Here is a 26,009-nt window from a genome sequence, read left to right on the forward strand (position 1 = left end):
TAGAAGCGTTAGAAACTTCAAAAACATTTGTGATTCCACAGCTAGGTTCTGGAGCTGGAAATGTGTACGTTACAATCAAGAAAGATGGGAAATTAGAAAGTGCGCGAACAGCACAAACATATACATCAGAAACATCACCAACCCTTTCATCAAGTAATGTAGCTGTTGTAAATAACTATATCGGAACAGAAGACTCTATAACTGTAAATGGATTAGTAGAAGGAGATATTGTTAAAGTTTATGATGCTGCAACAGGTGGTAATTTAGTTGTAGAAGGAACGGTAGGAGTAGGAAGCACTTCTGTTAAACTATCGGTTCCTCAATTAGGATCATCTGCTGGTACAACTTATGTAAGTGTAACAAAAGTAAATAAACTTGAAAGTGCCCGACTAGCTAAGGCGTATTCAAGTGAACCAACAACTGTAGCACCGATTGCGTCTTCAATCACAGTAACAAATAATAAAGTGGGAATTGATGATACTGTAGTGGTTACTGGATTAGTCGAAGGAGATGTAGTAACCGTTTATAGTGCAGCAACAGGAGGCACTGTGATAGGCAGTTCAACTGTTGGAACTGGCGAAACGACAAAAACATTCAATATTACTCAGCTAGGTTCAGGTTCTGGAAGTGTCTACGTTACAATTAAGAAAGATGGAAAATTAGAAAGTACACGAACAGCCAAATCATATACATCAGAAACAACACCAACACTTTCAACTAGTAATGTTATTATTGTGAATAATTATGTAGGAATTGATGATACAGTAACTATTAGTGGACTAGCTGCAGGAGATATTATTACAATTTATAATGCAGCAACAGGTGGGAATATCATTGGAACTGGAACGGTTGAAAACGGAAAAACGACAATTACACTTTCTATACCTCAATTAAGTTCAGCTGCGGGTACAGCATATATCAGCATCACGAATGTAAATAAATTAGAAAGTGCAAGATTAGCAAAGACTTATGCAAGTGAGCCAACAACAACAGCTCCTGCCGCAGCATCGATTGTTGTCACAAATAATAAGGCAGGAATTGATGATACAGTTGTCGTTTCTGGATTAGTTCAAGGAGATACTGTTACAGTCTATAGTGCAGCAACAGGAGGAACAATTTTAGGAAGTGCAGTTGTTGAAACTGGAGAAACTTCAAAGACTATTATGATTCCTCAAGTAGGCACAGGTACAGGGAGTGTCTACGTCACTGTTAAAAAAGATGGGAAATTAGAAAGCGCAAGAATAGCTCAAACATTTACATCAGAAACGACGGCAATTATTTCAACAAGTTATATTACAGTCGTGAATAACTATGTCGGTACAGACGATACAGTATCAGTAACGAATTTATCAGCAGGAGATATCATAAATGTGTATGATGCAGCATCTGGAGGGAATTTAATTGGAACCGGGACAGTAGCTTCAGGGAATACATCTGTTTCAATTTCAATTCCTCAAATTGGATCAGCTGCGGGAACGCTTTATGTGACTGTAACGAAAGTAAATAAACTAGAAAGTGCAAGAATGGGTAAAGCTTACTTAGTAGAACCGACTACTCAACAATTATCACCAACGGCAATTACTGTTATAAATAATAAGATAGGAACAGATGATACAATTGTTGTAACAGGTTTAGTAGAAGAAGATTTAATCACGGTTTATAATTCTACTGGTACGACTGTATTAGGTACAGGGACTGTTGCCGCTGGCCAAACAACGATTACAATTACAGTTCCACAATTAAGTTCAACAGCGGGAAGTATTCAAGTTTCTAATAAGAAAATAGATAAACACGAGAGTGCTCGTACAAGTAAATCTTACGTAGCTGAAGTATAGAATACTATTAAATAAAGCAAAACAACGGTAATGTCAGATCTGATCTGCATTACCGTTTTTATTTTTAAATACTATTTTAAGTAATTCTTAATTTCTTCTGCTACAAATTCGACATTTGTACCGACAATTACTTGTAAACTCGAAGTACCGAGTTTTAGTACGCCAATTGCACCAGCTTTTTTTAACGCTGCTTCATTAACTTTACTCGTATCAACTAACTCTAAGCGTAATCTTGTCGCACAATTATCAACCGAAACTATATTTTCAGTACCACCTAAAGCATTTACATAGTTTTCCGCATTTCCTGTATTGTTCGATGAGTATTCTTCAACCGATTCCTCATCTTCACGTCCAGGAGTTTTCAAATCAAACTTCTTAATGAAGAAAACAAATACAAAGTAATAAATGACCCCGTAGACTAAGCCCTGGAGTAAAAGTAGTATTGGCTTTGTTGCGATACCATAGTTTAATAAATAGTCTATTGCCCCGGCTGAGAAAGTGAAACCATCATGAATATCTAATAAATTAGCAACATAGAGTGAGCTTCCAGTTAATACCGCATGAATAAAATATAAAACTGGTGATAAAAACATGAATGAGAATTCGATTGGTTCAGTAATACCAGTTAAGAATGAAGTAAATGCTAAACTTAACATCGCTCCTAAAACAACTTTGCGATTTTCTTTTTTTGCAGTGGTTGCAATAGCAAATGCAGCTGCAGGTAAACCGAACATCATAATTGGGAAGAAACCTGCCATATAAATTCCTGCACTTGGATCATTTGCGAAGAAGCGGTTTAAGTCACCTGTAACACCATTGAAGTCTCCGAATACAAACCAGAAGATATTATTTAACACATGATGTAAGCCAAGTGGAATTAATAATCTATTAAAGAATCCAAACAACCCAGCTCCAACTGCACCTAAATCAATTATATTATTTCCAAATGTATTTAACGCATCTTGAATTGGTGGCCAAATATAGCCGAACAACCCTGCTAGTACAAACATTACAGCTGCTGTCACGATTGGAACGAATCTGCGACCACTAAAGAATCCTAAAAAGTCTGGTAGTTTCACATCTTTATAACGATTATATAAAAGTCCAGCAATCACCCCGGATAAAATACCTCCGAGAACACTCATATTGATATCTTTATCAATTACTTTTGCACCTTCAACTAAAATAAAATACCCTATTGCACCTGATAACCCAGCTGCACCATTTTGATCTTTTGCTAAACCAACTGCAACACCGATTGCAAATAAAAGAGCTAAATTAGCGAATACTGCATTACCTGCAGCTGCCATAAAAGGAATATCCAGTAAATCTCCTTGCCCAAATCTAAGTAACAAACCAGCTGCTGGAAGTACTGCAATCGGAAGCATTAATGCCTTCCCGATTCGTTGCAGAAACTTTAACAAAGTAATTCCCCCTTTTTTAAAATAAAATAGTAGAAGAAAAACTATTATTCGCTTCATAACAAGTCTATGAGATAAAAAGATAGTTAGTACAAAAAAGTAAGGAAAAACACCTATTTTTAATATGTAAAAAACTATTTAATTTTAAAATTCGTATTGAAAATAAACGATTTCTCTTTTATTAAAATAGGAACATCGAACTATATATTCAATTTGTCGAAAAAACTATTTTCAAAATAGACTTAAACCTACAAAAAAAAAGTCGATATAAATAATGTAAAGGAGCTAAGGTGAAAAGCTCGAGATTTTCACGAAGGCACCTAAATATTATAGAGTTCACAAGGAAGTGAACTTACACAATCAAGGAGGAAATTAATTATGCGTATTAACCACAATATCACAGCTTTAAATACTTACCGTCAAATGGGTTCAAACGGAGTTAACGCTTCTAAGAACATGGAAAAATTATCTTCAGGTTTAAAAATCAACCGTGCTGGCGACGATGCTGCAGGTCTTTCTATCTCTGAAAAAATGCGTGGACAAATCCGTGGTTTAGACATGGCTTCTAAAAACGCTCAAGATGGTATCTCTTTAATCCAAACTGCTGAGGGTGCATTAAACGAAACTCACTCAATCTTACAACGTATGCGTGAGCTTGCTGTTCAAGGTTCAAACGGAACTAACGTAACGGCTGACCGTACTGCAATCAAAGCTGAAATCGATGCTTTAAACTCAGAAGTAACTCGTATTGCTACTGAAACTGAATTCAATACTCAAAAAATTCTTTCTAAATCTCAAACATTCAAATTCCAGGTTGGTGCTAACTCAAATCAATTAATCAGTGTAACTGTTAAAACTATGTCAGCTGCAGCATTAAAATTAACTGCTAACGCTACTAAAGTTGACACTTTAACAAATGCAAACATTGCTATTACAGCAATTAACACTGCAATTGAATCAGTTTCAACTCAACGTTCTACTTTAGGGGCAGTTCAAAACCGTTTAGAGCACACAATCAACAACTTACAAACTGGTGCAGAAAACTTAACAGCTGCTGAATCTCGTATCCGTGACGTTGACATGGCGAAAGAAATGATGGACTTCACTAAGAACAACATTCTTTCTCAAGCTGCTCAAGCTATGCTTGCTCAAGCTAACCAACAACCACAAGGCGTACTTCAATTATTACGTTAATAAATACTTGGGATTGAGATTTTTCTCAGTCCCTATTTTTATATGAATTTAATATAGAGTTTTTAGAGGAAGAACTTTATCTTAAGTGCATATTCAAAAGGGAGAGACAACTATGGAACAACTGACTTCAAATATGACTGAACGTGAAGAACTAAAGGTTGATTGGGAAAAAAGTAAGGTTAACGAATTACCTATTCTAAAAGTAAATGATTATATGCTGCAAAGTAAATATAATCCAATTAAAGAAGCAGAGAAAAATGTCTTAGATTTGTTTAAGAAGCATCATTTGCATATATTGTTCGGTATGGGTGATTTATATGTAATAATTGAATTGGTAAAAAAGTTTACCAAAAACGAATTTCTAATTATTTATGAACCAAGCAAAATTCTATTTGAACAAATAAATAATAGCGAAATTTTGAAAGAAGTATTAAATCATGAGCAAGTAATAGCGATAAATGATGATAGTGAAGAGGATATTTCAAATATATTATTTCAACAGATGCTTAAATTTGATAAAAGAATCATTGTAGAAATATCACCAAATTATAAAAATATATTTCCCACTCAATGTAAAGAGTTTTTAGAGAGTGTGAAAGAATCAGCGTTAAAGAAACATGTTGAAAAAAATACACAATTTTTATTTGCAAATGAATGGCAAAAAAATTTAATTTTAAATATTAAAAACGGATTTGAAGCAACTTCACTATACGCATTAGAACAGAAACTCACTTGTCCTGTAACCGTAGTTTCAGGTGGTCCTTCTTTAATTAAACAAATACAATTATTGAAAGAACATGCTAATAAATGTTTCATTATTTGTGCAGGCTCTACAATTAATACATTACTAAAAAATGATATAATACCGGATCTAATCATAACAATCGATGGTGGCGAACCAAATTATAAACATTTTAAAGACTTAAATATTTCTCATATACCCATTGTTTATAGTATGCATGTTCATCCGAAAATTCCTAGTATGCACAATGGCAGAAAATTTATTATTCATAATATTACAAATTCAAATCATCATGCAATGTTAGAAAACTTATTAAACCATAAAATAGTTGAATTCTACGGTGGGGGTTCAGTAGCTAATTTTGCACTTGAAGTAGCTAATTTTATAACTAGTGGTCCAATATGTCTAATAGGCCAAGATTTAGCATATACAAACATGCAATCACATGCATCCGGAAACACATTCCATAAAGTAATTAGTGAGGAAGACATGAAAACAAGAAAAATGTTTTATGCTGAAGGCTATTACGGGGATCAAGTTTTAACAGATATAGTGTTTTCTTCGATGAGAGATGATTTTATAAGCTTAGTAAATTTGTTGGAATTAGAAGAAAGATTATTTAACTGTACTGAGGGCGGGATAAATATAAAAGGGGTTAAGAAAATACCTTATCATAAATTTCTCCAAACTTATTGTGAAAGAGAAATAAGTGTAGAAAAAATGATAGTTCACAATAAACATATTAATAGAGAAAAAAATGATTGGGATAATTTAAAAAAACGGGTATCTTTAATAAGATCAATAATGAATGTAGCAAAGAATTATTGTAGAAATGCGCTAAATATATTAGAAAAAAGCATGATTATTACGTATAAGAATAATCGTAAATTGGATGAATTGGATAAATTATTAATGAAGTCATTAAAAAATGAATTTTTATCATATATTGTTCAACCTATTATTCACGATGTGAAACATAATTTTTTAGAAAAAGATGGCGAAACAGAAGATGAAAAAAATAATCGTATTTATTCTCAATCATTAACTTTATATAAAGGTATATTAGAAAGTATAGAAAGTGTTATACCATATTTGGAAGAATCTATAATTGAAATTGAAACAGAATTAGAGAAGGGAAGCACAATAAAATGAATCAACAACTAATTCAAGAAACTAAACAATCCATTTTTGAATATAATCCAAAATTGATGGTGGCAATTGAACAAGTATGTAATTTAATTCATACAGGTAAAGAGACAGAAGGCTTAAGTTTATTAAGTAAAGTACTTGAAGGATTGCAATGGACAATTCAAGCAATCAACGGAATAAATAAAATCAGTTCAAATAATCTACCAGAAGTAGATTTAATTTTTGATAATATAAATGAAATGTTATCTGGATTAGAAATGGAAGATTATGTCTTAGTTACAGATTTATTCGAATATGAAATACTGCCTTACTTAAATCAAGTACAAGAATGTTTAAATAGTTAGGTATAACTATGGAATTCAGCTTACATTCCACTAAGACTGTGATAACTGTTAAGGTAAAATATGATAACCGAGAATTTTGCTTTCATAGTAAATATGATCCATTAAAAGAAGCAAGTAATTGGATTGAAAAGTATTTTCCTAGTTGCGAAGCAAAGCATGTTTATCTAATTGGTATTGGTGCTGGTTATCATATTTTGAAGCTTAACGAAAAATATCCTGATATTAAAATCTCAGTTATTGAATTTAATGATGATTATTTAAAGTGGTTTAAATCTACATCTTTGTTTATAAAAAATAATCGAATTGAATTTAAGTCCTTTAGTTCTATATTAAAGGACAATAAAATAAACGATCTATTTGAAAATACGTCATCGGTTTTTATATATGAACAATCCTTGAATATTATTCCAATACAATTCGAGTCAATAATACCAGTTTTAAAAGATTTACTTATTATGCAAAAAACAGTTTGCGAGCAAAGAGAATTATTGTTAGAAAATTTTCGTAAAAATATTGCTCTTAATGATTCAGGTTTAAAAGCATGGAAAAATTATTATCATAACAAAAATATGATACTCGTTTCGGCCGGTCCTTCTTTGACAAAACAGTTAGATACATTAAAAAGATTAAGAGATGATAAAAGATTTATAATTGGATGCGTGGGGACTGCTCTTCGTCCTTTAGATAATTATGGAATTAAACCAGATTTTGTAATGATTTCTGATCCAAAAACTGCTATTATAGATCAATTTGAACATGTAGATATGCTGGGTACTCATTTGTTTTATTTAAGTACCGCTAATCATGATGCAGTTTTATGTGGTGAAAGTCGAACGATAGTATATCAAATAGGATATTTGGAAGCTGAGAATCAGGCAAAACATGAGACTGAATTATTAATAAACACTGGTGGGTCAGTGGCCACTTGTTTATTAGATACAATGGTAAACCTAGGAGCGAAATCGATTGCTTTAGTTGGACAGGATCTTGCATATACAAATGGATATTCTCATGCTAGTAATACACACGACCAAAGGGAAATTACTGGAAATTCATTTATTGAATATGTAGATGATTTTTATAAAAAAGAAAAAGTAGCTACTGCAAGAAATTTGTCTGTTTATCGGAAATGGTTTGAAAATTATATAAAAAATAATCATAGAACAGAATTTTTTAATTGCACAGAGGGCGGCGCACATATAGAAGGCTGGAAACATGTCACTCTAAATGATTATATTGAAGTAGGGATAACAGATAAACGGGTATAATTATTACTATTTAAATTTTGGAACTATTTAGCAAGAATTACTTATTATTGAGCAGTGTTTTATTACAATAATAGTCCATTAGTAATGGTTGCTTGGAAATTTAACCATTTTTAATAAGGACTAGGATATATTAAATATTTTGAATAATATAGTATGATAATAATAGAAATTCATATTAATAAAATTTAATGTCAGATTATTATAAAAATACAATTCCAATTTTAAAGTAGGGGATGAAAAAATAATGTTATCAAATAAGACAGTTTTAGTAACAGGTGGAACGGGATCATTTGGGAAAAAATTTGTTAAACGTGCTTTAAATGAAGGTGTAAAGAAAATAATCATATTTAGTCGTGATGAGTTAAAACAATATGAAATGAAACAAGAGTTTAAAGACGAGCGAATTCGATTCTTTATTGGAGATGTACGAGATAAAGAAAGACTATATAGAGCGTTTGATGGCGTTGATATTGTTATTCATGCTGCTGCAATGAAACATGTAGATGCATGTGAATATAACCCTTTTGAAGCAATTAAAACAAATATTCACGGTGCACAGAATATTATAGAAGCTGCAATCGATAAAGGTGTAGAAAAGGTTGTGGCTTTAAGTACAGATAAGGCATGTTCACCTATTAATTTATATGGTGCAACTAAACTTGCCTCAGACAAATTATTTGTATCGGCTAATGCTTATGTCGGAAGCAGAGATACTAGATTTGCCGTTGTACGGTATGGCAATGTAGTTGGAAGTAGAGGAAGTGTAATTCCGTTTTTCTTAAAAATGAGGAAAACTGGTGAACTACCTATCACCGATGAGCGCATGACAAGATTTTGGATTACTTTAGATCAAGGAGTTCAACTTGTATTTGATACATTAGGCAATATGAATGGTGGAGAAATTTTTATACCTAAAATTCCAAGTACAACTATTATGGACTTAGCTGAAGCGATAGCACCTGAATGTAAGGTTAAATTTGTTGGAATAAGAACAGGCGAAAAACTACATGAAATGATGATTACGAGAGATGATGCTCGTCATACGATAGAATACGATAATCACTATGTTATTTATCCTGAAGCTAGCATGATTAAAGACGAATATTATCTAACTGGAAAACCATTGCTTGAAGGATTTGAATATTCAAGTGATAGTAATACACATTGGCTGTCTATTGAAGAAATAAGAGAGCTTGTTGCTACACTAGAAATCGAGGGAGCCGATTTAAAAGATGCAACAGTTAAATAATCAAAAACGCTCAAGCTATTTACCATATGGAAAGCAATATATAGATGAGGCGGATATAGAAAAAGTAATTAATGTTTTGAAAAGTGATTATTTAACAACAGGACCAGCAGTTGAAAGTTTTGAAAAAGCAGTTGCAGATTATGTAGGGGCAAAATATGCAGTTGCTTTTTCTAACGGCACTGCCGCTTTACATGGTGCTTGTTTTGCTGCAGGGATTAATCCTGGAGATGAAGTAATTACAACACCTATGACATTTGCTGCAAGTGCAAATTGTGTTTTATATTGTGGCGGAACACCTGTATTTGCTGATGTTGATGTTGAAACCGGAAATATTTTACCTGATTCAATTGAATCCAAGATCACATCAAAAACAAAGGCAATTATTCCTGTGCATTACACTGGGATGCCAGTAGATTTAGATGAAATTCAAGAAATTGCATCAAAACATAATTTGATTTTAATAGAAGATGCAGCGCATGCACTTGGCGCGGAGTATAAAGAGAAAAAAATTGGTGCAATAAGTGATATGACAATGTTTAGTTTTCATCCTGTTAAACACATCACAACGGGTGAAGGTGGAATGATTACAACAAATAGTAAAGAATACTATGAAAAGTTATTACAATTTAGAACTCATGGAATTACAAGAGATCCTAATAAGTTAATTGAGAACCATGGACCATGGTATTACGAAATGCAGGAGCTTGGTTTTAACTATCGTATGACTGATATTCAAGCAGCTTTAGGTGAAAACCAACTAAAAAAACTTGATTCCTTCCTCTCACGACGTAGAAAAATTGTCGAAAAATATTTACAAGAACTAAAAGGACAAGTTGGAATTGAATTACCTAAATTATCTCCTATTAAAAATTCAGCTTGGCACTTATTTGTCATTCGAGTTAAAAAGGATTTTTTAGGACTTAGTCGCCGAGAGTTTTTTGATAATTTAGTAAATCTAAATATTGGAGTAAATGTACATTATATCCCTGTACACTATCAACCTTATTATAAAAATTTAGGCTATGAAAAAGGGATTTGTCCAAATGCTGAAGCTTATTATGAAGAAATCATTACATTACCTTTATTTCCAGCTATGACTGATCAAGATGTATTGGATGTAATTAATGCGGTTAAAAAGATATTGAGTAATCTTCAGAAGTGACGAGGATATAAAATATGAAAATTGTAGCGATAATACAAGCAAGAATGACTTCAACGCGTTTACCTGGAAAGGTATTAAAAGTGGTAAATGGAGAACCACTTTTAAAACATATGTTAATCCGTCTAAAAAGAAGTAAAAAAATAGATGAAATTGTGGTCGCAACTACAATTAATGAAACAGATAATGCAATCGTTGAGCTTTGTAAAACTTTAGGTGTTAAAACTTATCGAGGATCTGAAAATGATGTACTAAGTCGATATTATGAATGTGCTGTGGAAGCAGAGGCGGACGTTGTTATAAGGATGACATCAGATTGTCCAGTAATTGATCCATTAATAGTTGATCAAATTATTGGATTTTATTTAGAACATAAGTCTGACTATGTTTCAAATAGCATTGAACGTAGTTATCCTCGGGGTATGGATACCGAAGTATTCTCTTTTCAATCATTAAAAAAGGCATACGAATTAGGTACCGATGAAATTGAAAGAGAGCACGTAACACCGTATATCTATAAAAATTCTAAACAATTTGAGATTAAAAACTATGCATATAAAGATGATGAGAGTGAATTTCGATTAACAGTAGATACAATAGAGGACTTTAAGTTAATTGAATGGGTGATAGCTTCTTTTCCAAATAATTTATATACATTAGAAGATGTACTAAATTTATTGAAAGCAAATCCAAATATGGCAAAGATAAATTTTCATATTGAACAGAAAAAATTAGGAGAGTAATAGTATGAATATTGCTTTTCGAGTAGATTCTTCGATTATTATTGGTACAGGTCATGTAATGAGATGTCTAACTTTGGCACAATCATTAAAGGATTTGGGACATGAATGTACATTTGTTTGTAGAGATTTTGAGGGAAACTTAAATCAATATATTATGAGTTTAGGCTTTAAAGTTATAGAGTTACGACATTATAAAGAGCCAATCAGAGATGACTATAGTAGCTGGCTTGGTGCATCATTTTTGCAGGATGTTGAAGAACTTCAGTATGTAATAAAGGGACTAATGGTTGACTGGTTAATTATAGATCACTATGGGATAGATATTAATTGGGAACAAAAGATAAAGCCTTTTGTTAACAAAATTTTTGTCATTGATGATTTGGCGAATCGGAAACATGAGTGTGATATTTTGTTAGATCAAAACTATGTTTCTAACATGGAATACAGATATGACGATCTTCTTTCAAAAAATTGTAAAAAACTTATTGGTCCTACTTATACATTGTTAAGAAAAGAATTTACCCAAGCAAGTAAATTAAAGTTTGTTAGGGATTCAAATCGTATCTTAGTATTCTTTGGCGGAAGTGATTCTACTAATGAAACTGAAAAAGCTATCAAAATACTTACAGGCATCGATTTTCTAAAAAATTGGGAAATTGATGTAGTTGTCAGTAACAGTAATCCTAATAAAAATAAAATTAAAGAATTATGTAATCTATATTCTGGATTAAACTATCATTGCCAAATAAACAATATGGCTGAAATGATGGCTAAAGCTTCATTTGGCATAATGGCAACGGGAAGCACTACATGGGAAAGATTTTGCATGGGACTTCCTGCAATAACGACAATTGTAGCTGAAAACCAATCAGAGATCGCAAAATCACTAAGCAAGTTAAAGATAGATAAATTCTTAAATTCTATATCTGAATTAAGTGAAGAGGTTTTAACTAAATTTATTGAAGATATAGAATCAAAGAGAGAACGAATGATAGAAATGGTAGACGGATACGGAACATTTAGGGTATCAACATATATTGCTGGGAGATTAAGAGATATCACTACCGAGGATCTACCGATGATACTAAAGTGGAGAAATCAAGATTTCATTCGTCAATATATGTACCATCATGAATTAATTGAATGGGAAAATCATGCTAATTGGTTTAAAAGGGTATCTAGCGATAAAAGTAAAATTAATAAACTATTTGAAATAAATAATCTTCCCGTCGGTGTGGTATCCATAGAAGTTTCTGAGGAATCCCGTGCTGAATGGGGATTCTATATCGGAGTTCCAAATAGCCTTAAAGGTAGTGGATTTATGCTAGGTGAACTTGCATTAGATTTGATTTTTAATTCTTTAGATATTAAGAAAATCTATGGTGAAGTAATTGAATTTAATGTAAAAAGTAAAAACTTTCATCGTAATTTGGGATTTACATTAGAAACAATAAAAAGTAACGGATATATAAGGGATAATGAAAATTACGACGTATATGTCTATAGTTTAACAAAGGAGCACTACAAACGATGAGCAAATTCTTAAATAGAAATGAACAATCTCCTTTTATTATTGCGGAAATGTCTGGTAATCATAATCAATCGTTAGAAAGAGCCTTAGAGATTGTAGATGCTGCTGCAGAGTCAGGAGTACATGCCTTAAAAATACAAACATATACTGCAGATACAATGACAATTGATATTGATACGAATGAATTTTTTATAAAGGATAAAAATAGCTTATGGGATGGTACTTCATTATATAACTTGTATAAAGAAGCTCATACTCCATGGGAATGGCATAAGCCGATTTTTGATCGCTGTAAGGAAAAAGGAATTATTGGATTTAGTACGCCATTTGATTTTTCATCAGTTGAATTTTTAGAATCACTGAATGTACCTTTTTATAAAATAGCTTCATTTGAAAATACGGACTTACCATTAATACGTAGAGTTGCACAAACTGGAAAACCAATTATCATTTCAAATGGTATGGCTACAATAGCCGAAATGGATGAAGCAATCCGAGCAATACGTGAAGAGGGGAATGATCAAATCATTCTTCTAAAATGTACTAGTACTTATCCAGCTTCTCCAAAGGATTCCAATTTATTAACTATTCCCCATATGAAACAGATGTTTAATTGCGAAGTTGGTCTATCAGATCATACATTAGGAATTGGTGTTCCAATTGCAAGTATCGCATTAGGTGCGATGGTAATAGAAAAACACTTTACACTTTCTCGCGAGGACGGAGGAGTTGACTCTGCATTTTCACTGGAACCAAAGGAAATGAAAATGTTAGTGGAAGAATCCAAGAGAGCTTGGGAGTCTTTAGGTAAAATTTCTTATGGTATAACTGAAAAAGAGAGGGCTTCATTAAAATTTAGGCGCTCCCTATACATTACAGCGGATTTAAAAGCTGGGGAGGTCTTAACAGAAAAAAATGTCCGCAGCATTCGCCCAGGTTACGGTTTACCACCTAAATTTATTAATCAAATTATTGGGAAAACAGTAAAAATGGATGTTCCAAAAGGCACACCAGTTTCATGGGATTTAGTTTAATAAACGCTTTTTTAGTAGACCCGGTATATACACTGAGTCTATTTTTTTAATTTGAAAAATATACAGAAATAAATTGTGATAATTATCTTGCTTTACTCTCCTATACAAATTTTGATTATTTCTCCGATATAAATATTAGAGAAGTTTTCATAAAAGGGAGGAAGTCAGATGAATTTAGTTTCAACATCGACTTTGGCTAAGAACGTTACAAACATCCCTGCCCAGCAACAAGGCCAAGAAGTAAAAGAAATTGTGCTGAAAGAAAATAGTAATTTTGATAGTAGTGAAAGCAAGGTTTCAAAAGAGAGATTGGAGCAAGCAATAGAACAGATGAATGATTTTTTAACTCCAACTTATACATCTGTTCAATTTAAATTACATGAAAAAACACATAATTATTATGCTGTACTCGTTGATAGTGTTACTAGTGAAGTGATTAAGGAAATTCCATCTAAGAAAATGCTAGACATGTACGCCGCTATGGAAGACTTTATAGGTATTCTTTTCGATAAAAAGATATAAAGGTGGTAAGTAAATTTGGTTAATCGAATAAATGGATTTTCAGGTATGTTAGATATCGATGGTACTGTCAAAAAATTGATGGATGCTGAACGTATGCCATTAAACAAATTAAAAGCACAAAAACAGATTATGGAGTGGCAGACTCAACAATATAGAGATATGAACTTGTTAATGGAAGATTTACGTAATTCATTAGTAACAGGTCTTGGATTACAGTCTACATTTCAATCAAAGTCAGTTGTTAGTTCAAACGAATCTGCAGTAAGTGCGACATCAAAAGGTTCTTCAGTGAATTCAGCTTCAACAATCAATTCAATAACGAATTTAGCAAATCCCGCAAGTTATGTATCAGGTAATTTAGGTGCATCTATTACATTAAATAGCAAATTATCAGATATCAATGCAGGTATCAGTAGTACGGGCTTAAAAATTACTGTAACAAATCCAGATGGTACAACAAAAGATACTGTGTCTTCTCCAATTACAATTGATGCAAATGAAACAGTAAGTAGCTTCATTACAAAAATTAACAATGCGAATTTAGGAATAAATGCTTATCTTGATGAAGGTACACATCAATTAGTTTTTACACAGAAGAATACTGGTTCAGGTGCAAAAATTGATGTTTCGGATGCTGCAACGAAGGACTTATTCACAAAGTTAAACTTTAATCCAACAACTGAATTAAGCTCAGTTGTAGGTACGGGACAAGACGCAAGCTTTACTTTAAATGGTATAACAACAACAAGAAAAACAAACACGTTTACGGTGGGAGATGTAACTTATACCTTAAAACAAACATCTGCATTCCCTATAACTATCACTTCTTCAACAGATACACAAAAGATTTTTGATTCAATTAAATCATTTGTGGATAAATATAATAATTTAATTGAAAAAGTAAATTCAAAGGTAACTGAAAAAAGATATCGTGATTATCAACCATTAACGGACGACCAACGTGAAGCAATGAAAGATGATCAGATCACAAAATGGGAAGAAAAGGCTCAAAGTGGATTAATACGAAGTGATAATATTTTAACAGGTGTATTAAATAAGATGCGTCTAGATTTATCTTCACCTGTTAGTGGGATTTCTTCAGTCTCTAAAATTTTAAGTGATATTGGAATAACCACAAGTTCAAATTATTTAGAACATGGTAAGTTAGTAATTAATGAAACAAAACTAAAAGATGCCATTAATAATGACCCAAGTGCTGTAGCAAATTTATTTGCAGCAAATGGATTAACATCGAGTGAACAAGGTTTTGCATTAAGATTAAAAGATTCTTTAAAAAATGCAATCGATAATATAGCGAAAAAAGCTGGTAAATCAACTTATGTTCAATCTATGTATACATTAGGTCGCGATATGAGTGATTTAGATAAGCGTATAAATAAGTTTGAAAATCGTCTAACACAAATTGAGGATCGTTATTATCGTCAATTTACAGCAATGGAACAGGCGATTGAACGTGCTAATGCACAAAGCTCACAATTTATGAGTTCCCTTGGCGGTTAATAATCAAATAGAGGTGAAAGTGTAAATGGCAATTTTAAATCCTTTACAAAACTATCAGCAGAATTCAGTAACAACAGCCTCCCCTGGTGAGTTGACGCTAATGCTGTATAATGGTTGCTTAAAATTTATTACATTAGGTAAACAAGCAATTGAATCTAATAACATAGAAGCAAAAAATATGAATATTCTTAAGGCGCAAAAGATTATTCATGAATTAATGGTTACTTTAGATATGGATCAGGAAATATCAAATAATCTATTACAACTTTATGATTACCTGCATCGCCAATTAGTTCAAGCAAACCTCAAAAATGATGTTGCAATTTTAGATGAAGTTGCAGGATTTGTTACAGAATTCCGTGATACATGGAAAGAAGTAATCCAAATCAATCGTCAAAAAACGTTTGCTAATGGTGGACAAGCATAATGGATGTAAACCAAACACTTTTTTCGGTTACTACACAACTTGCAGAATTAACATCAGAAGTTCCGTCACAGGAAAAACGTGATGAGGTAATTGAGCAAATCTTTTCTTTATTAGACGAGAGGGATGAACTACTTCCGAATGTGCAGCCCCCTAAAGATGAAAATGAACGACAAATAATGAAGAAGATTGTTGATTTAAATGTTCAAATTAATCGTTCGATGAATTTCATTCTAACTGATATTAAGAAAGATCTATCAGGGTTAAATGAACAAAAAAAGGTACACAATCAATATATTAACCCTTATAAATCATTAAATAATCTTTCAGCTTTTTTCGATAAAAAGGAATAAAAAACAAAGTATCCTGTGGGAACGGGATACTTTTTTGTTTTGTAGTATTTTATTTAAGAATAGAGGTAACTTAATAGTAATGAATTTACGTAAAGTGTAATAAATATTGGTATTATTTTCATGAATTTAACACAATTTTTGCCATTTATGTGATAAACTCAAATGGTTTAGTTTCATACTTATTATGTAGAGGTGTACTTATGTTATCGATATTAAAACGATACTTAATTGGTAAGCCACTTAAGACAACAGAATTAGGAGAGCAAAAGCTCTCGAATACAAAGGCATTGGCCATTTTATCGTCGGATGCTTTGTCTTCTGTTGCTTATGGACCGGAGCAAATATTAATTGTGCTAGCAACAGTTGGTGCTGTCGCATATTGGTATTCGATTCCAATCGGTATTGGCGTGCTTATTTTATTGTTAGCTTTAATTTTGTCTTATCGCCAAATTATTTTTAGCTATCCACATGGTGGAGGAGCCTATGTCGTATCTAAGCAAAATCTCGGTGTTATTCCAGGTTTAGTTGCTGGTGGTTCATTACTTGTCGATTATATTTTGACTGTAGCAGTTAGTGTATCAGCTGGAACGGATGCGATTACGTCTGCTATTCCGGCATTGCATAGTCATACTGTGTTTATAGCAGTTATTTTAGTTATCTTTATTACTATCTTGAACTTACGTGGAGTAACTGAATCCGCGTCTATCTTAGCTTATCCAGTGTATTTATTCGTGGTAGCACTTTTAATTATCATAGTCGTTGGATTATATAATGTCATTACAGGGCAAGCACCACCTGCGGATCATACAACAATTGGTGATACTGCAATTTCAGGAATTACTACGTTCTTACTGTTAAGAGCATTTTCATCAGGTTGCTCTGCACTAACAGGTGTAGAAGCAATTTCAAATGCAATTCCAAACTTCAAGGAACCTGCTGCCAAAAATGCAGCAAAAACACTTGTAATGATGGGAACAATATTAGCTATATTATTCTCAGGAATTATGTTTTTAGCTTATTACTACGGAATTAAGCCTAGTCATGAAGAAACTGTTATGTCTCAATTGGGATCAGAAATTTTTGGTCGTAATATTATTTACTACTTCATCCAAGGAACAACAGCCTTAATTCTTGTTTTAGCAGCAAATACAGGTTTCTCAGCGTTTCCATTACTTGCGTACAATTTAGCAAGTGATAAGTTTATGCCGAGAATGTATTTACTTCGTGGAGATCGTTTAGGTTATTCAAATGGAATTATCACTCTTGGTGTTGCATCGATTCTTTTAATCATCGCTTTCCAAGGGAAAACAGAGCAATTGATTCCATTATATGCAGTGGGTGTATTCGTACCGTTTACACTTTCTCAAACAGGTATGGTTTTAAAATGGCTTAGAGAAAAGCCAGCAAATTGGTTCCCTAAAATGCTAACAAATCTTGTTGGAGCACTTATTTCAGCACTAGTTTCAATTATTTTCTTAACAACTAAATTCAATCAAGTTTGGTCAATTCTTATTTTCTTACCTATCATCGTGTATCTATTCTTAAGAATTAGAAGTCATTATGAGGCAGTAGGAGATCAGCTTAGATTAAATAATGATATTCCTGAAAAAATTAAAGGGAATGTCATGATTGTACCAGTAGCTGGTATTACAAAAGTTGTGGAGCGTACGATGCAGTATGCACAAGGAATTGCAGATGAAGTTTACGCAGTATATATTTCATTTGATAAAGAAAGTGAACAACAAATGAGAGATAAGTGGGAAGCGTGGAATCCAAATGTAAAGCTAATTGTTGTTCATTCTGAATATCGAGAAATTACTAGACCATTATTAAAAGTAATCGATGAAATGGAAACAAAAGCGCATGAAAATGGATTTGAAATCACTGTTTTAATCCCACAATTTATTACAAAGAAAAACTGGCATAATGTTTTACATAATCAATCTAGTTTATTACTTCGTGCATATTTACTGCATAAACGAAGTGTAATTGTTACGACAGTACCTTATCGTTTTAAGGTGTAAAAGGCTTTTCAATTAAGGAGTTAAGGGAAATGTATGGTTGGAATTTACTTGTTTCAATCCATGCCCTTAACCCTTTTTTCTTGAATTTGGAATTTGTCGAATTGTCGGAAAAAAAGGCGACAAGCTATTTTTGACTTGTCCCACTTTTTTGATGTATAGTTGAATTGTGGAGAAGATTCACAAGTTTTCGACTGAAGGGAATGGATTTGAATGCAAGGTAAAGTAAAATGGTTTAATGCAGAAAAAGGTTTTGGATTTATCGAGCGCGAAGATGGAGACGATGTATTCGTGCATTTCTCAGCAATCAATGCTGATGGTTACAAATCTTTAGAAGAAGGCCAAGCAGTTAGCTTCGAAATCGTTGAAGGTAACCGTGGACCTCAAGCTGCTAACGTAACTAAAATCTAATATCCGTTAATAAGTAAATATTTGCTTATATAGATTCGGAACACAAAGGCTTGCTCATTTGAGTAAGCCTTTGTTTGTTTTTAACTTGAATTCCGTGTCTAGTCCCTAGATTTTATAGGACGGTTTGGAAAAGTTTCTACCATATTTACAACTTGGAAAAAAATACAGAGAATCTTTAACGAAATCTTTAAATATAATCTCTTGTAAAGATAAAAAAGTTCTGATATTGGACAAATATTCTTTGAAGGAATATATCTATCTAGTGTAGAATATAAGTATAGACAGCTTTCATTTTTGGAGCTTGATGAAGGAGGAAACCCATATGATGCTAAACATCCGAGGCGAAAATATTGAAATTACTCCAGCAATTCGTGAATACGTAGAAAAGAAATTATCACGTTTTGATCGTCATTTTAATGAGGATCTAACAGCTCGAGTAAACGCAAAGGTATTCCACGACAAGCAAAGAATTGAAGTCACTATTCCAGGTACGTATATGTTATTACGTGCAGAAGAAGAACATGCTGATCTTTATGCAGCTGTTGATCTAGTCATTGATAAGCTAGATCGTCAAATTAGAAAGCATAAAACAAAAGTAAACCGCAAACTTCGTGAAAAAGGATCTTTAAAATATATGTTTGCGACATCTTCTGAAGCTGCAGTTGCAGTTGAGGAACATGAACATGAAATTGAATTAGTTCGTACGAAGCAATTTGATTTAAAACCAATGGATGCAGAGGAAGCAGTTCTACAAATGAACATGTTAGGTCATAACTTCTTCGTATTCTTAAATGGAGAAACAAATAAAACGAACATCGTGTACTCAAGAAAAGATGGTCGTTATGGATTGATTGAAGCAAAATAATAGAATAATAGAGTGAATAGGACTAAGCAGAATTTTCTTGCTTAGTCCTTTTTTATTATGAGATTGTTTATTGTTTATATTGTTAAAATAGCATTTTTATCTAGAAGTAGTTATTTAAAAAGATGGTTTTTATAAGCATTCAAACGATTATTTAGAAGTTGATTGGAACGGAAGGTGCTCGACTCCTGTGGGAGTAGCGGGACAGGTGAGACCCCACAGACGCGAAGGCGTCGAGGAGGCTCACCGCACGCCCCACGGAAAGCGAGCATCCTGGAGTGGAAATCAAAAACTTTTTTTACAGAGTATTATTTAAGTTTCGCATCGTTTTTAGGTGAAAATGCTAGTGAAAACAGATATTTTCGAAAGAATTAAACAATTCTAATGGTACAATCTGTCCATAAGGTTGTCACTTATCTTCATTTAATGATAAAATTAGAAATAGTATCTAATTAATTAAGACATTTGTTTATGACTTTAAAATAGAGGAGCGTTACGAATGCTTGGAATGTTAAAAAAGGTGTTTGACCTTAATCAACGACAATTAAATAAAATGCAAAAGCAGGTTGATCAAGTTGTAGCATTACATGATCAGTATGCAAAATTATCAGATGATGAATTAAAAGCGAAAACAGGTGAGTTTAAAGCACGTGTACAAAATGGTGAAACGCTTGATGATATTCTAGTTGAAGCTTTTGCGGTTGTTCGTGAAGGTGCAACTCGTGTACTTGGTATGACGCCGTATCCTGTACAATTATTAGGTGGAATTTCATTACACGAAGGTAATATCTCAGAAATGAAAACTGGGGAAGGTAAAACATTAACGTCTACTTTGCCAGTTTACTTAAATGCATTAAGTGGATTAGGTGTTCACGTTGTTACAGTAAATGAATACTTAGCTAGCCGTGATGCGCGCGAAATGGGTCAATTATATGAATTTTTAGGTCTAACTGTAGGCTTAAATTTAAATAGTATGGAATCAGATGAAAAACGTGAAGCGTATGCATGTGACATTACGTATAGTACAAACAATGAATTAGGCTTTGACTACTTACGTGATAACATGGTAGTTTACGCAGAGCAACGAGTTCAACGTCCATTAAACTATGCAATTATTGACGAGGTTGACTCAATCTTAATCGATGAAGCACGTACTCCTTTAATTATTTCTGGACAAGCAAAACAATCAGCGCAAGCTTATATCGCAGCGAATGCTTTTGTTGGAATGCTTCAAAAAGATCAAGATTATACCTATGATGTAAAAACGAAATCTGTATTATTAACTGAAGAAGGTATTTCTCGTGCTGAACGTTCGTTTGGCGTTGAAAACCTATTTGATTTGAAAAATGTGAACTTAAACCATCATATTAATCAAGCTCTTCGTGCACACGTTACGATGACAAATGATGTGGATTATGTTGTTCAAGACGGTGAAATCGTAATTGTAGACCAATTTACTGGACGATTAATGAAAGGTCGTCGCTACAGTGAAGGTCTTCACCAAGCGATTGAAGCAAAAGAAGGTTTAAAAATTCAAAATGAAAGTATGACTCTTGCTACGATTACTTTCCAAAACTATTTCCGTATGTACAAAAAGTTATCTGGTATGACTGGTACTGCGAAAACAGAGGAAGAAGAATTCCGTAATATCTACAATATGAATGTACTAGTTATTCCGACAAACCGTCCGATTGCTCGTAATGACAAGGCGGATTTAGTTTATAAATCAATGGCAGGTAAATTTAATGCTGTAGCTGAAGAAATTGCAGAGCGTCACAAAGCTGGCCAACCAGTTCTTGTTGGTACTGTTGCGATTGAAACATCTGAATTAATTTCTCAGTTATTAAAACGTAAAGGGATTAAGCATGAGGTATTAAATGCAAAAAACCATGAGCGTGAAGCAGATATTATCGCATTAGCAGGTCATAAAGGTGCTGTTACAATTGCAACGAATATGGCTGGTCGTGGTACGGATATTAAATTAGGTGAAGGTGTTCGTGAACTTGGTGGATTAGCAGTAATTGGAACCGAGCGTCATGAAAGCCGTCGTATTGATAATCAGTTACGTGGACGTTCTGGTCGTCAAGGTGATCCAGGTGTTACAACTTTCTATCTTTCTATGGAAGATGAATTGATGCGCCGATTTGGCTCAGATAATTTATCAATTATGATGGACCGTTTAGGTTTAGATGATTCTCAACCAATCGAAAGTAAAATGGTTTCTCGTGCAGTAGAATCTGCACAAAAACGAGTTGAGGGTAATAACTTTGATGCTCGTAAACAATTATTACAATACGATGATGTATTACGCCAGCAACGTGAGGTAATTTATGCTCAACGTTCTGAAGTAATCGATTCAGAAGATTTACAACCAATTGTGAAGAGCATGATCGAAGGAACGATTAATCGTGTTGTTTCAGCTCATACGCCTAATGAACAACTTCAAGAAGAGTGGAACTTAGAAGGTATTGTTGATTTCGTAGAAGCTACATTACTAAATGAAGACGAAATTAGTGTAGAACAATTACGTTTAATTGAGCCGGATGAAATGGTTGAACTAATTCAAAAGGCAGTATTTGACCGTTACGAAGAAAAACAAGAACTTTTACCAGTTGAACAAATGCGTGAGTTTGAAAAAGTTGTCTTATTACGTACTGTTGATAGTAAGTGGATGGCTCATATTGATGCAATGGATCAATTGCGTGAAGGTATTCATTTACGTGCATATGCACAAATTGATCCTCTTCGCGAATATCAAATGGAAGGCTTCGCTATGTTTGAAGAAATGATAGCTTCTATTGAAGAAGAAGTTTCTCGTATTATTATGAAGGCTGAAATAGAAGCAGATGTTGAACGTGAAGCAGTTCAAGGTGAAGCAATTCATGTAGGAACTGATGAAGGTGAAGTGAAGAAAAAACCAGTTGTAAAAGGCGAAGAAATTGGCAGAAATGACGATTGTCCTTGTGGTTCAGGTAAGAAGTATAAAAACTGCCACGGTAAAGGAATCTAATAGGATAGAAACTGTATGAAAAAGGGGCAAGGGCAAGTAGTTATTAGGAAATTAGTGTAACGATTAATGGTTACACTTCCTATTACTTGTCTTTACCTGCTTTTTATTGTTCATAAAATTTTAATTGAGGTGTAAGTAATGGAATTAGTAGAAGTAAAGCAAGAATTAGAAAAGATGGCGAAACGCCTTCAAGCATTTAGGGGGTCTCTTTGACGTAGAAACTAAGCAAGCTAGATTAGATGAACTTGAAGCATTTATGTCAGAACCAACATTCTGGGATGACCAAAAGGCAGCTCAAGTCGTAATCAGTGAAGTAAGTGGTTTAAAAGAGGTCATTAATGAGTTCAATGATTTAAATGACGGCTATGAAAATCTTGAATTAACATATGAGTTAGTTAAAGAAGAGAACGATGATGAACTTTTTGAAGAATTAGTATCTGAAGTGAAAGTATTAACTGTTAAACTAAATGACTTTGAACTTCAATTATTATTAAGTGAGCCTTATGATAAAAACAATGCAATCTTAGAGCTTCACCCAGGAGCAGGTGGAACTGAGTCACAAGATTGGGGCTCGATGCTATTACGTATGTATACAAGATGGGCTGAAAAGCGTGGTTTTAAAGTGGAAACTTTAGATTACTTACCAGGTGATGAAGCTGGAATTAAAAGTGTTACTTTAGCAATCAAAGGGCACAATGCTTATGGCTATTTAAAAGCGGAAAAAGGCGTTCATCGTTTAGTACGTATTTCTCCATTTGACTCTTCTGGTCGTCGTCATACTTCATTCGTGTCGTGTGAAGTTATGCCTGAATTCAATGAAGAAATTGAAATTGAAGTTCGTACAGAAGACTTAAAGATTGATACTTACCGTGCAAGTGGAGCGGGTGGTCAGCATATTAATACAACTGATTCAGCAGTTCGTATCACTCATACACCAACGAACACAGTTGTTACATGTCAGTCTGAACGTTCACAGATCAAGAACCGTGAAGCAGCGATGAAAATGTTGAAAGCTAAGTTATATCAACGTAAGTTAGATGAACAACAAGCACAACTCGATGAGATTCGTGGTGAGCAAAAAGAAATTGGTTGGGGTAGCCAAATACGTTCATACGTCTTCCACCCATATTCAATGGTTAAAGATCATCGAACAAGTGCCGAAGTAGGTAATGTACAAGCAGTAATGGATGGTGGACTTGATCCATTTATCGATGCATACTTACGTTCTAAAATTTAATGTAAATAGATAATTCTTGTAGAAATTCTGAAATGACTAAAAAAAATTGGCTGTTAAGAATACAGGGGAAATTTGCGTTCTTAACAGCCATTTTATTGAGGTATAACTGAAGTTTTTCAAAGAGAACATCTTCTTATAGAAGATGTTCTCTTTATAATATTTTATCTTTAGGAGATAGCAACTAGCTATATTGGGGATTATTTAAATAGTATTGCAATTATAATTTTTTTACAAAAATTAAAAAGTAAATTTTCAGCCATTATGTAAGAAAGCTTTTAGTCTTTTTGATTAATAAAAATAGAGATATAGACCTTAAAAAAGGTTACAAAATTTAAAATTATCAACTAGAGAAAGTATGGGGGATTACATTGAGGAAAATTAAGTATGGTACCACTTTATATGTAGGTTGGGGTAAAACGGTTATTGATTATCTTTTTGTTTTATTAGGTTCAGCAATTATTGCCACTGCATTCAGTGTCTTATTATTACCAAATAATATCGCTTCAGGTGGCGTAAGCGGTATTTCAACAATCCTAAAAAGTACACTTGGTTTTAAACCAGCAATTGTACAATGGGCTTTTAATATCCCATTATTTATTGCAGGTGTTGTTTTATTAGGTCGTCAATTTGGCATTAAAACACTAGTTGGTACGATCTTCTTACCATTCGTTGTTCTTTTAACGGAAGATTTGAGCCCAGCTACTGATAATCCACTTTTAGCTGCGATTTTTGGAGGACTTTGTATTGGTTTAGGTCTAGGGATTGTATTCCGTGGAAAAGCATCAACAGGAGGTACTGACTTAGCAGCTCAAATTGTTCATAAATATACAGGGTTATCACTTGGTATTTGTGTAGCAGTTATCGATGGATTAATCGTTTTAACAGCGGCAATCGTGTTTGATTTAGAAAGTGGTATGTACGCATTAATCGCATTATTCGTAACGAGTAAAACAATTGACTTAGTACAAATCGGTCTTGCTAGATCAAAAATGACATTAATTATTACTTCAGAAGAAGAACTAGTTACAAATGCAATCGTGCATGAGTTAGATCGAGGTGTAACAAAATTAAGTGGGGTTGGTGGTTACACGAATGAAAACCGCCCTGTATTAATGTGTGTTCTAGACCAATCAGAATTTATAACATTACGTGATATTGTACAATCTATTGATAGAAATGCCTTTATAACAGTAGTCGATGCGACCGAAGTACTTGGAGAAGGTTTCACAAATTTGACATAAAAAGGAAAAGTTGTGACATCCTATCAGTAGTACACTAAAAGTATAAGACTTATTGGATTTATCAAAGGGGCGATTTTTGTGAAAAAGCTACTGCTTGCTTTTGTCACTGGTGGAATGCTGTTAACAGTAGCAGCTTGTGGTTCAAATAATAATGCTGGTAATAAAGACTCTGGTGAGCCTGTATCAGCTAGTGCTGGAGAAAAACTTTTCAAACAAAGCTGCTCAAGCTGTCACGGTGGGCAACTTGAAGGTGGAATTGGACCAGCATTAAAAACTGTTGGTTCAAAGTACTCTGAAAAAGATATTGAAAACATCATCCATGAGGGTAGAGGACAGATGCCTGGTGGTGTAGTTGAAGGAAATGACGCAAAAAGTGTTGCAAAATGGTTAGCATCTAAGAAATAAATAAAAAACAGACTAATTTTCTAATTACTTAGAATTGGTCTGTTTTTTTCATTTATATTACAAAAACCACTATTGTTAAAAGAGTGAATAGAAATAGGTCGAAATAAATATTGACTATTAAACAAAATGTAACATAAATTTATCAGTATTGACAATTTTAAAATGGTATAATAGAGGAGCTTAGCAGAAAAATATCGAATTATGTAGATAAGAACAGATTTGGGAATATGTTTCAGTAAGCAAAAAAACTCGTAAAATGTTAAGTTAAGTCATCATTAAAATGGATCATATCCGATTCGATATATAAATAATAAGGAACAATTACTATAAGGA

At 33.2% G+C, this 26,009-nt stretch carries 22 protein-coding genes; 21 read left to right on the forward strand and 1 reads right to left on the reverse strand.

Annotated features, from left to right (window positions below):
* The coding region (locus tag ACX6U0_RS18655; protein WP_464961363.1) for a hypothetical protein at nt 1-1,835 on the forward strand (1,835 nt) is incomplete at its 5' end.
* A 71-nt stretch (nt 1,836-1,906) separates the two neighbouring features.
* On the opposite strand, the gene nagE is transcribed toward ACX6U0_RS18655, so the two are convergent.
* Nucleotides 1,907-3,259 (reverse strand): N-acetylglucosamine-specific PTS transporter subunit IIBC, encoded by a 1,353-nt coding sequence (nagE, locus tag ACX6U0_RS18660; protein WP_464961364.1) that lies wholly within the window; start codon nt 3,257-3,259, stop codon nt 1,907-1,909.
* A 375-nt stretch (nt 3,260-3,634) separates the two neighbouring features.
* On the opposite strand from nagE, the gene hag reads away from it, so the two are divergent.
* The 20 genes from hag (at nt 3,635) to cccB (ending at nt 25,676) form a co-directional block, all read left to right on the forward strand.
* On the forward strand, nt 3,635-4,450 hold the full coding sequence (hag, locus tag ACX6U0_RS18665) for a flagellin Hag (RefSeq protein WP_464961365.1): 816 nt from the start codon (nt 3,635-3,637) through the stop codon (nt 4,448-4,450).
* 112 nt (nt 4,451-4,562) lie between these two features.
* Nucleotides 4,563-6,344, forward strand: coding sequence for a motility associated factor glycosyltransferase family protein (locus tag ACX6U0_RS18670; RefSeq protein WP_464961366.1), 1,782 nt, complete (start codon nt 4,563-4,565; stop codon nt 6,342-6,344).
* Nucleotides 6,341-6,685, forward strand: a complete 345-nt coding sequence (locus ACX6U0_RS18675; protein ID WP_464961367.1) for a DUF8042 domain-containing protein — start codon at nt 6,341-6,343, stop codon at nt 6,683-6,685. Before ACX6U0_RS18670 ends, ACX6U0_RS18675 begins: the two co-directional genes overlap by 4 nt.
* Nucleotides 6,686-6,693: 8 nt before the next feature.
* Nucleotides 6,694-7,953 carry a motility associated factor glycosyltransferase family protein gene (locus ACX6U0_RS18680; RefSeq protein WP_464961368.1) on the forward strand — a complete coding sequence of 420 codons (1,260 nt, stop codon included), beginning with the start codon at nt 6,694-6,696 and terminating at the stop codon, nt 7,951-7,953.
* A 244-nt stretch (nt 7,954-8,197) separates the two neighbouring features.
* Nucleotides 8,198-9,202: a UDP-N-acetylglucosamine 4,6-dehydratase (inverting) gene (gene pseB, locus ACX6U0_RS18685; protein ID WP_464961369.1), complete on the forward strand. Its 1,005-nt coding sequence runs from the start codon at nt 8,198-8,200 to the stop codon at nt 9,200-9,202.
* Nucleotides 9,186-10,364, forward strand: a complete 1,179-nt coding sequence (gene pseC / locus ACX6U0_RS18690; RefSeq protein WP_464961370.1) for a UDP-4-amino-4,6-dideoxy-N-acetyl-beta-L-altrosamine transaminase — start codon at nt 9,186-9,188, stop codon at nt 10,362-10,364. The genes pseB and pseC overlap by 17 nt, the downstream gene beginning before the upstream one ends.
* Nucleotides 10,365-10,378: 14 nt before the next feature.
* The gene (locus tag ACX6U0_RS18695; RefSeq protein WP_464961371.1) at nt 10,379-11,104 is read left to right on the forward strand and encodes a cytidylyltransferase domain-containing protein; all 726 of its coding nucleotides are present in this window, start codon (nt 10,379-10,381) and stop codon (nt 11,102-11,104) included.
* 4 nt (nt 11,105-11,108) lie between these two features.
* Nucleotides 11,109-12,638: a UDP-2,4-diacetamido-2,4,6-trideoxy-beta-L-altropyranose hydrolase gene (gene pseG, locus ACX6U0_RS18700; protein WP_464961372.1), complete on the forward strand. Its 1,530-nt coding sequence runs from the start codon at nt 11,109-11,111 to the stop codon at nt 12,636-12,638.
* A complete protein-coding gene (gene pseI, locus ACX6U0_RS18705) occupies nt 12,635-13,669 on the forward strand; it encodes a pseudaminic acid synthase (RefSeq protein WP_464961373.1) in 1,035 nt (344 codons plus the stop codon). The genes pseG and pseI overlap by 4 nt, the downstream gene beginning before the upstream one ends.
* Before the next feature lie 168 nt (nt 13,670-13,837).
* Nucleotides 13,838-14,191 carry a flagellar protein FlaG gene (gene flaG / locus ACX6U0_RS18710; protein WP_464961374.1) on the forward strand — a complete coding sequence of 118 codons (354 nt, stop codon included), beginning with the start codon at nt 13,838-13,840 and terminating at the stop codon, nt 14,189-14,191.
* Nucleotides 14,192-14,206: 15 nt separating this feature from the next.
* Nucleotides 14,207-15,712 (forward strand): flagellar hook-associated protein 2, encoded by a 1,506-nt coding sequence (locus ACX6U0_RS18715; RefSeq protein ID WP_464961375.1) that lies wholly within the window; start codon nt 14,207-14,209, stop codon nt 15,710-15,712.
* Between the two features lie 25 nt (nt 15,713-15,737).
* Nucleotides 15,738-16,139 (forward strand): flagellar export chaperone FliS, encoded by a 402-nt coding sequence (gene fliS, locus ACX6U0_RS18720; RefSeq protein ID WP_464961376.1) that lies wholly within the window; start codon nt 15,738-15,740, stop codon nt 16,137-16,139.
* A complete protein-coding gene (gene fliT / locus ACX6U0_RS18725; protein WP_464961377.1) occupies nt 16,139-16,489 on the forward strand; it encodes a flagellar protein FliT in 351 nt (116 codons plus the stop codon). Before fliS ends, fliT begins: the two co-directional genes overlap by 1 nt.
* A gap of 200 nt (nt 16,490-16,689) precedes the next feature.
* Nucleotides 16,690-18,513 carry an APC family permease gene (locus ACX6U0_RS18730; RefSeq protein ID WP_464961378.1) on the forward strand — a complete coding sequence of 608 codons (1,824 nt, stop codon included), beginning with the start codon at nt 16,690-16,692 and terminating at the stop codon, nt 18,511-18,513.
* A gap of 210 nt (nt 18,514-18,723) precedes the next feature.
* The gene (cspD, locus tag ACX6U0_RS18735; RefSeq protein WP_088001105.1) at nt 18,724-18,921 is read left to right on the forward strand and encodes a cold-shock protein CspD; all 198 of its coding nucleotides are present in this window, start codon (nt 18,724-18,726) and stop codon (nt 18,919-18,921) included.
* Nucleotides 18,922-19,243: 322 nt separating this feature from the next.
* Nucleotides 19,244-19,786, forward strand: coding sequence for a ribosome hibernation-promoting factor, HPF/YfiA family (gene hpf, locus ACX6U0_RS18740; RefSeq protein WP_464961379.1), 543 nt, complete (start codon nt 19,244-19,246; stop codon nt 19,784-19,786).
* A gap of 496 nt (nt 19,787-20,282) precedes the next feature.
* Nucleotides 20,283-22,793, forward strand: a complete 2,511-nt coding sequence (gene secA / locus ACX6U0_RS18745) for a preprotein translocase subunit SecA (protein WP_464961380.1) — start codon at nt 20,283-20,285, stop codon at nt 22,791-22,793.
* Between the two features lie 138 nt (nt 22,794-22,931).
* A protein-coding gene (prfB, locus tag ACX6U0_RS18750) for a peptide chain release factor 2 (RefSeq protein WP_464961381.1) occupies nt 22,932-24,030 on the forward strand; the annotation gives its coding sequence in 2 pieces (ribosomal slippage) (nt 22,932-23,003 and nt 23,005-24,030; 1,098 coding nt in all).
* 377 nt (nt 24,031-24,407) lie between these two features.
* Nucleotides 24,408-25,271: a YitT family protein gene (locus ACX6U0_RS18755; protein ID WP_464961457.1), complete on the forward strand. Its 864-nt coding sequence runs from the start codon at nt 24,408-24,410 to the stop codon at nt 25,269-25,271.
* A 78-nt stretch (nt 25,272-25,349) separates the two neighbouring features.
* On the forward strand, nt 25,350-25,676 hold the full coding sequence (gene cccB, locus ACX6U0_RS18760) for a cytochrome c551 (protein WP_464961382.1): 327 nt from the start codon (nt 25,350-25,352) through the stop codon (nt 25,674-25,676).
* The last annotated feature ends 333 nt before the right edge of the window (nt 25,677-26,009 follow it).

This window comes from Gottfriedia sp. ABJ_BB2_2 (assembly GCF_055484705.1).

Excerpts from the sequence above, each read along its gene's own strand:
- ACX6U0_RS18670 (WP_464961366.1), top strand. The coding sequence starts at position 4,563 with ATGGAACAACTGACTTCAAATATGACTGAACGTGAAGAACTAAAGGTT.
- fliS (WP_464961376.1), top strand. The coding sequence starts at position 15,738 with ATGGCAATTTTAAATCCTTTACAAAACTATCAGCAGAATTCAGTAACA.
- pseG (WP_464961372.1), top strand. The coding sequence starts at position 11,109 with ATGAATATTGCTTTTCGAGTAGATTCTTCGATTATTATTGGTACAGGT.
- fliT (WP_464961377.1), top strand. The coding sequence starts at position 16,139 with ATGGATGTAAACCAAACACTTTTTTCGGTTACTACACAACTTGCAGAA.
- ACX6U0_RS18675 (WP_464961367.1), top strand. The coding sequence starts at position 6,341 with ATGAATCAACAACTAATTCAAGAAACTAAACAATCCATTTTTGAATAT.
- hag (WP_464961365.1), top strand. The coding sequence starts at position 3,635 with ATGCGTATTAACCACAATATCACAGCTTTAAATACTTACCGTCAAATG.
- cspD (WP_088001105.1), top strand. The coding sequence starts at position 18,724 with ATGCAAGGTAAAGTAAAATGGTTTAATGCAGAAAAAGGTTTTGGATTT.
- flaG (WP_464961374.1), top strand. The coding sequence starts at position 13,838 with ATGAATTTAGTTTCAACATCGACTTTGGCTAAGAACGTTACAAACATC.
- secA (WP_464961380.1), top strand. The coding sequence starts at position 20,283 with ATGCTTGGAATGTTAAAAAAGGTGTTTGACCTTAATCAACGACAATTA.
- ACX6U0_RS18730 (WP_464961378.1), top strand. The coding sequence starts at position 16,690 with ATGTTATCGATATTAAAACGATACTTAATTGGTAAGCCACTTAAGACA.
- ACX6U0_RS18680 (WP_464961368.1), top strand. The coding sequence starts at position 6,694 with ATGGAATTCAGCTTACATTCCACTAAGACTGTGATAACTGTTAAGGTA.
- pseI (WP_464961373.1), top strand. The coding sequence starts at position 12,635 with ATGAGCAAATTCTTAAATAGAAATGAACAATCTCCTTTTATTATTGCG.
- ACX6U0_RS18695 (WP_464961371.1), top strand. The coding sequence starts at position 10,379 with ATGAAAATTGTAGCGATAATACAAGCAAGAATGACTTCAACGCGTTTA.
- hpf (WP_464961379.1), top strand. The coding sequence starts at position 19,244 with ATGATGCTAAACATCCGAGGCGAAAATATTGAAATTACTCCAGCAATT.
- pseC (WP_464961370.1), top strand. The coding sequence starts at position 9,186 with ATGCAACAGTTAAATAATCAAAAACGCTCAAGCTATTTACCATATGGA.
- pseB (WP_464961369.1), top strand. The coding sequence starts at position 8,198 with ATGTTATCAAATAAGACAGTTTTAGTAACAGGTGGAACGGGATCATTT.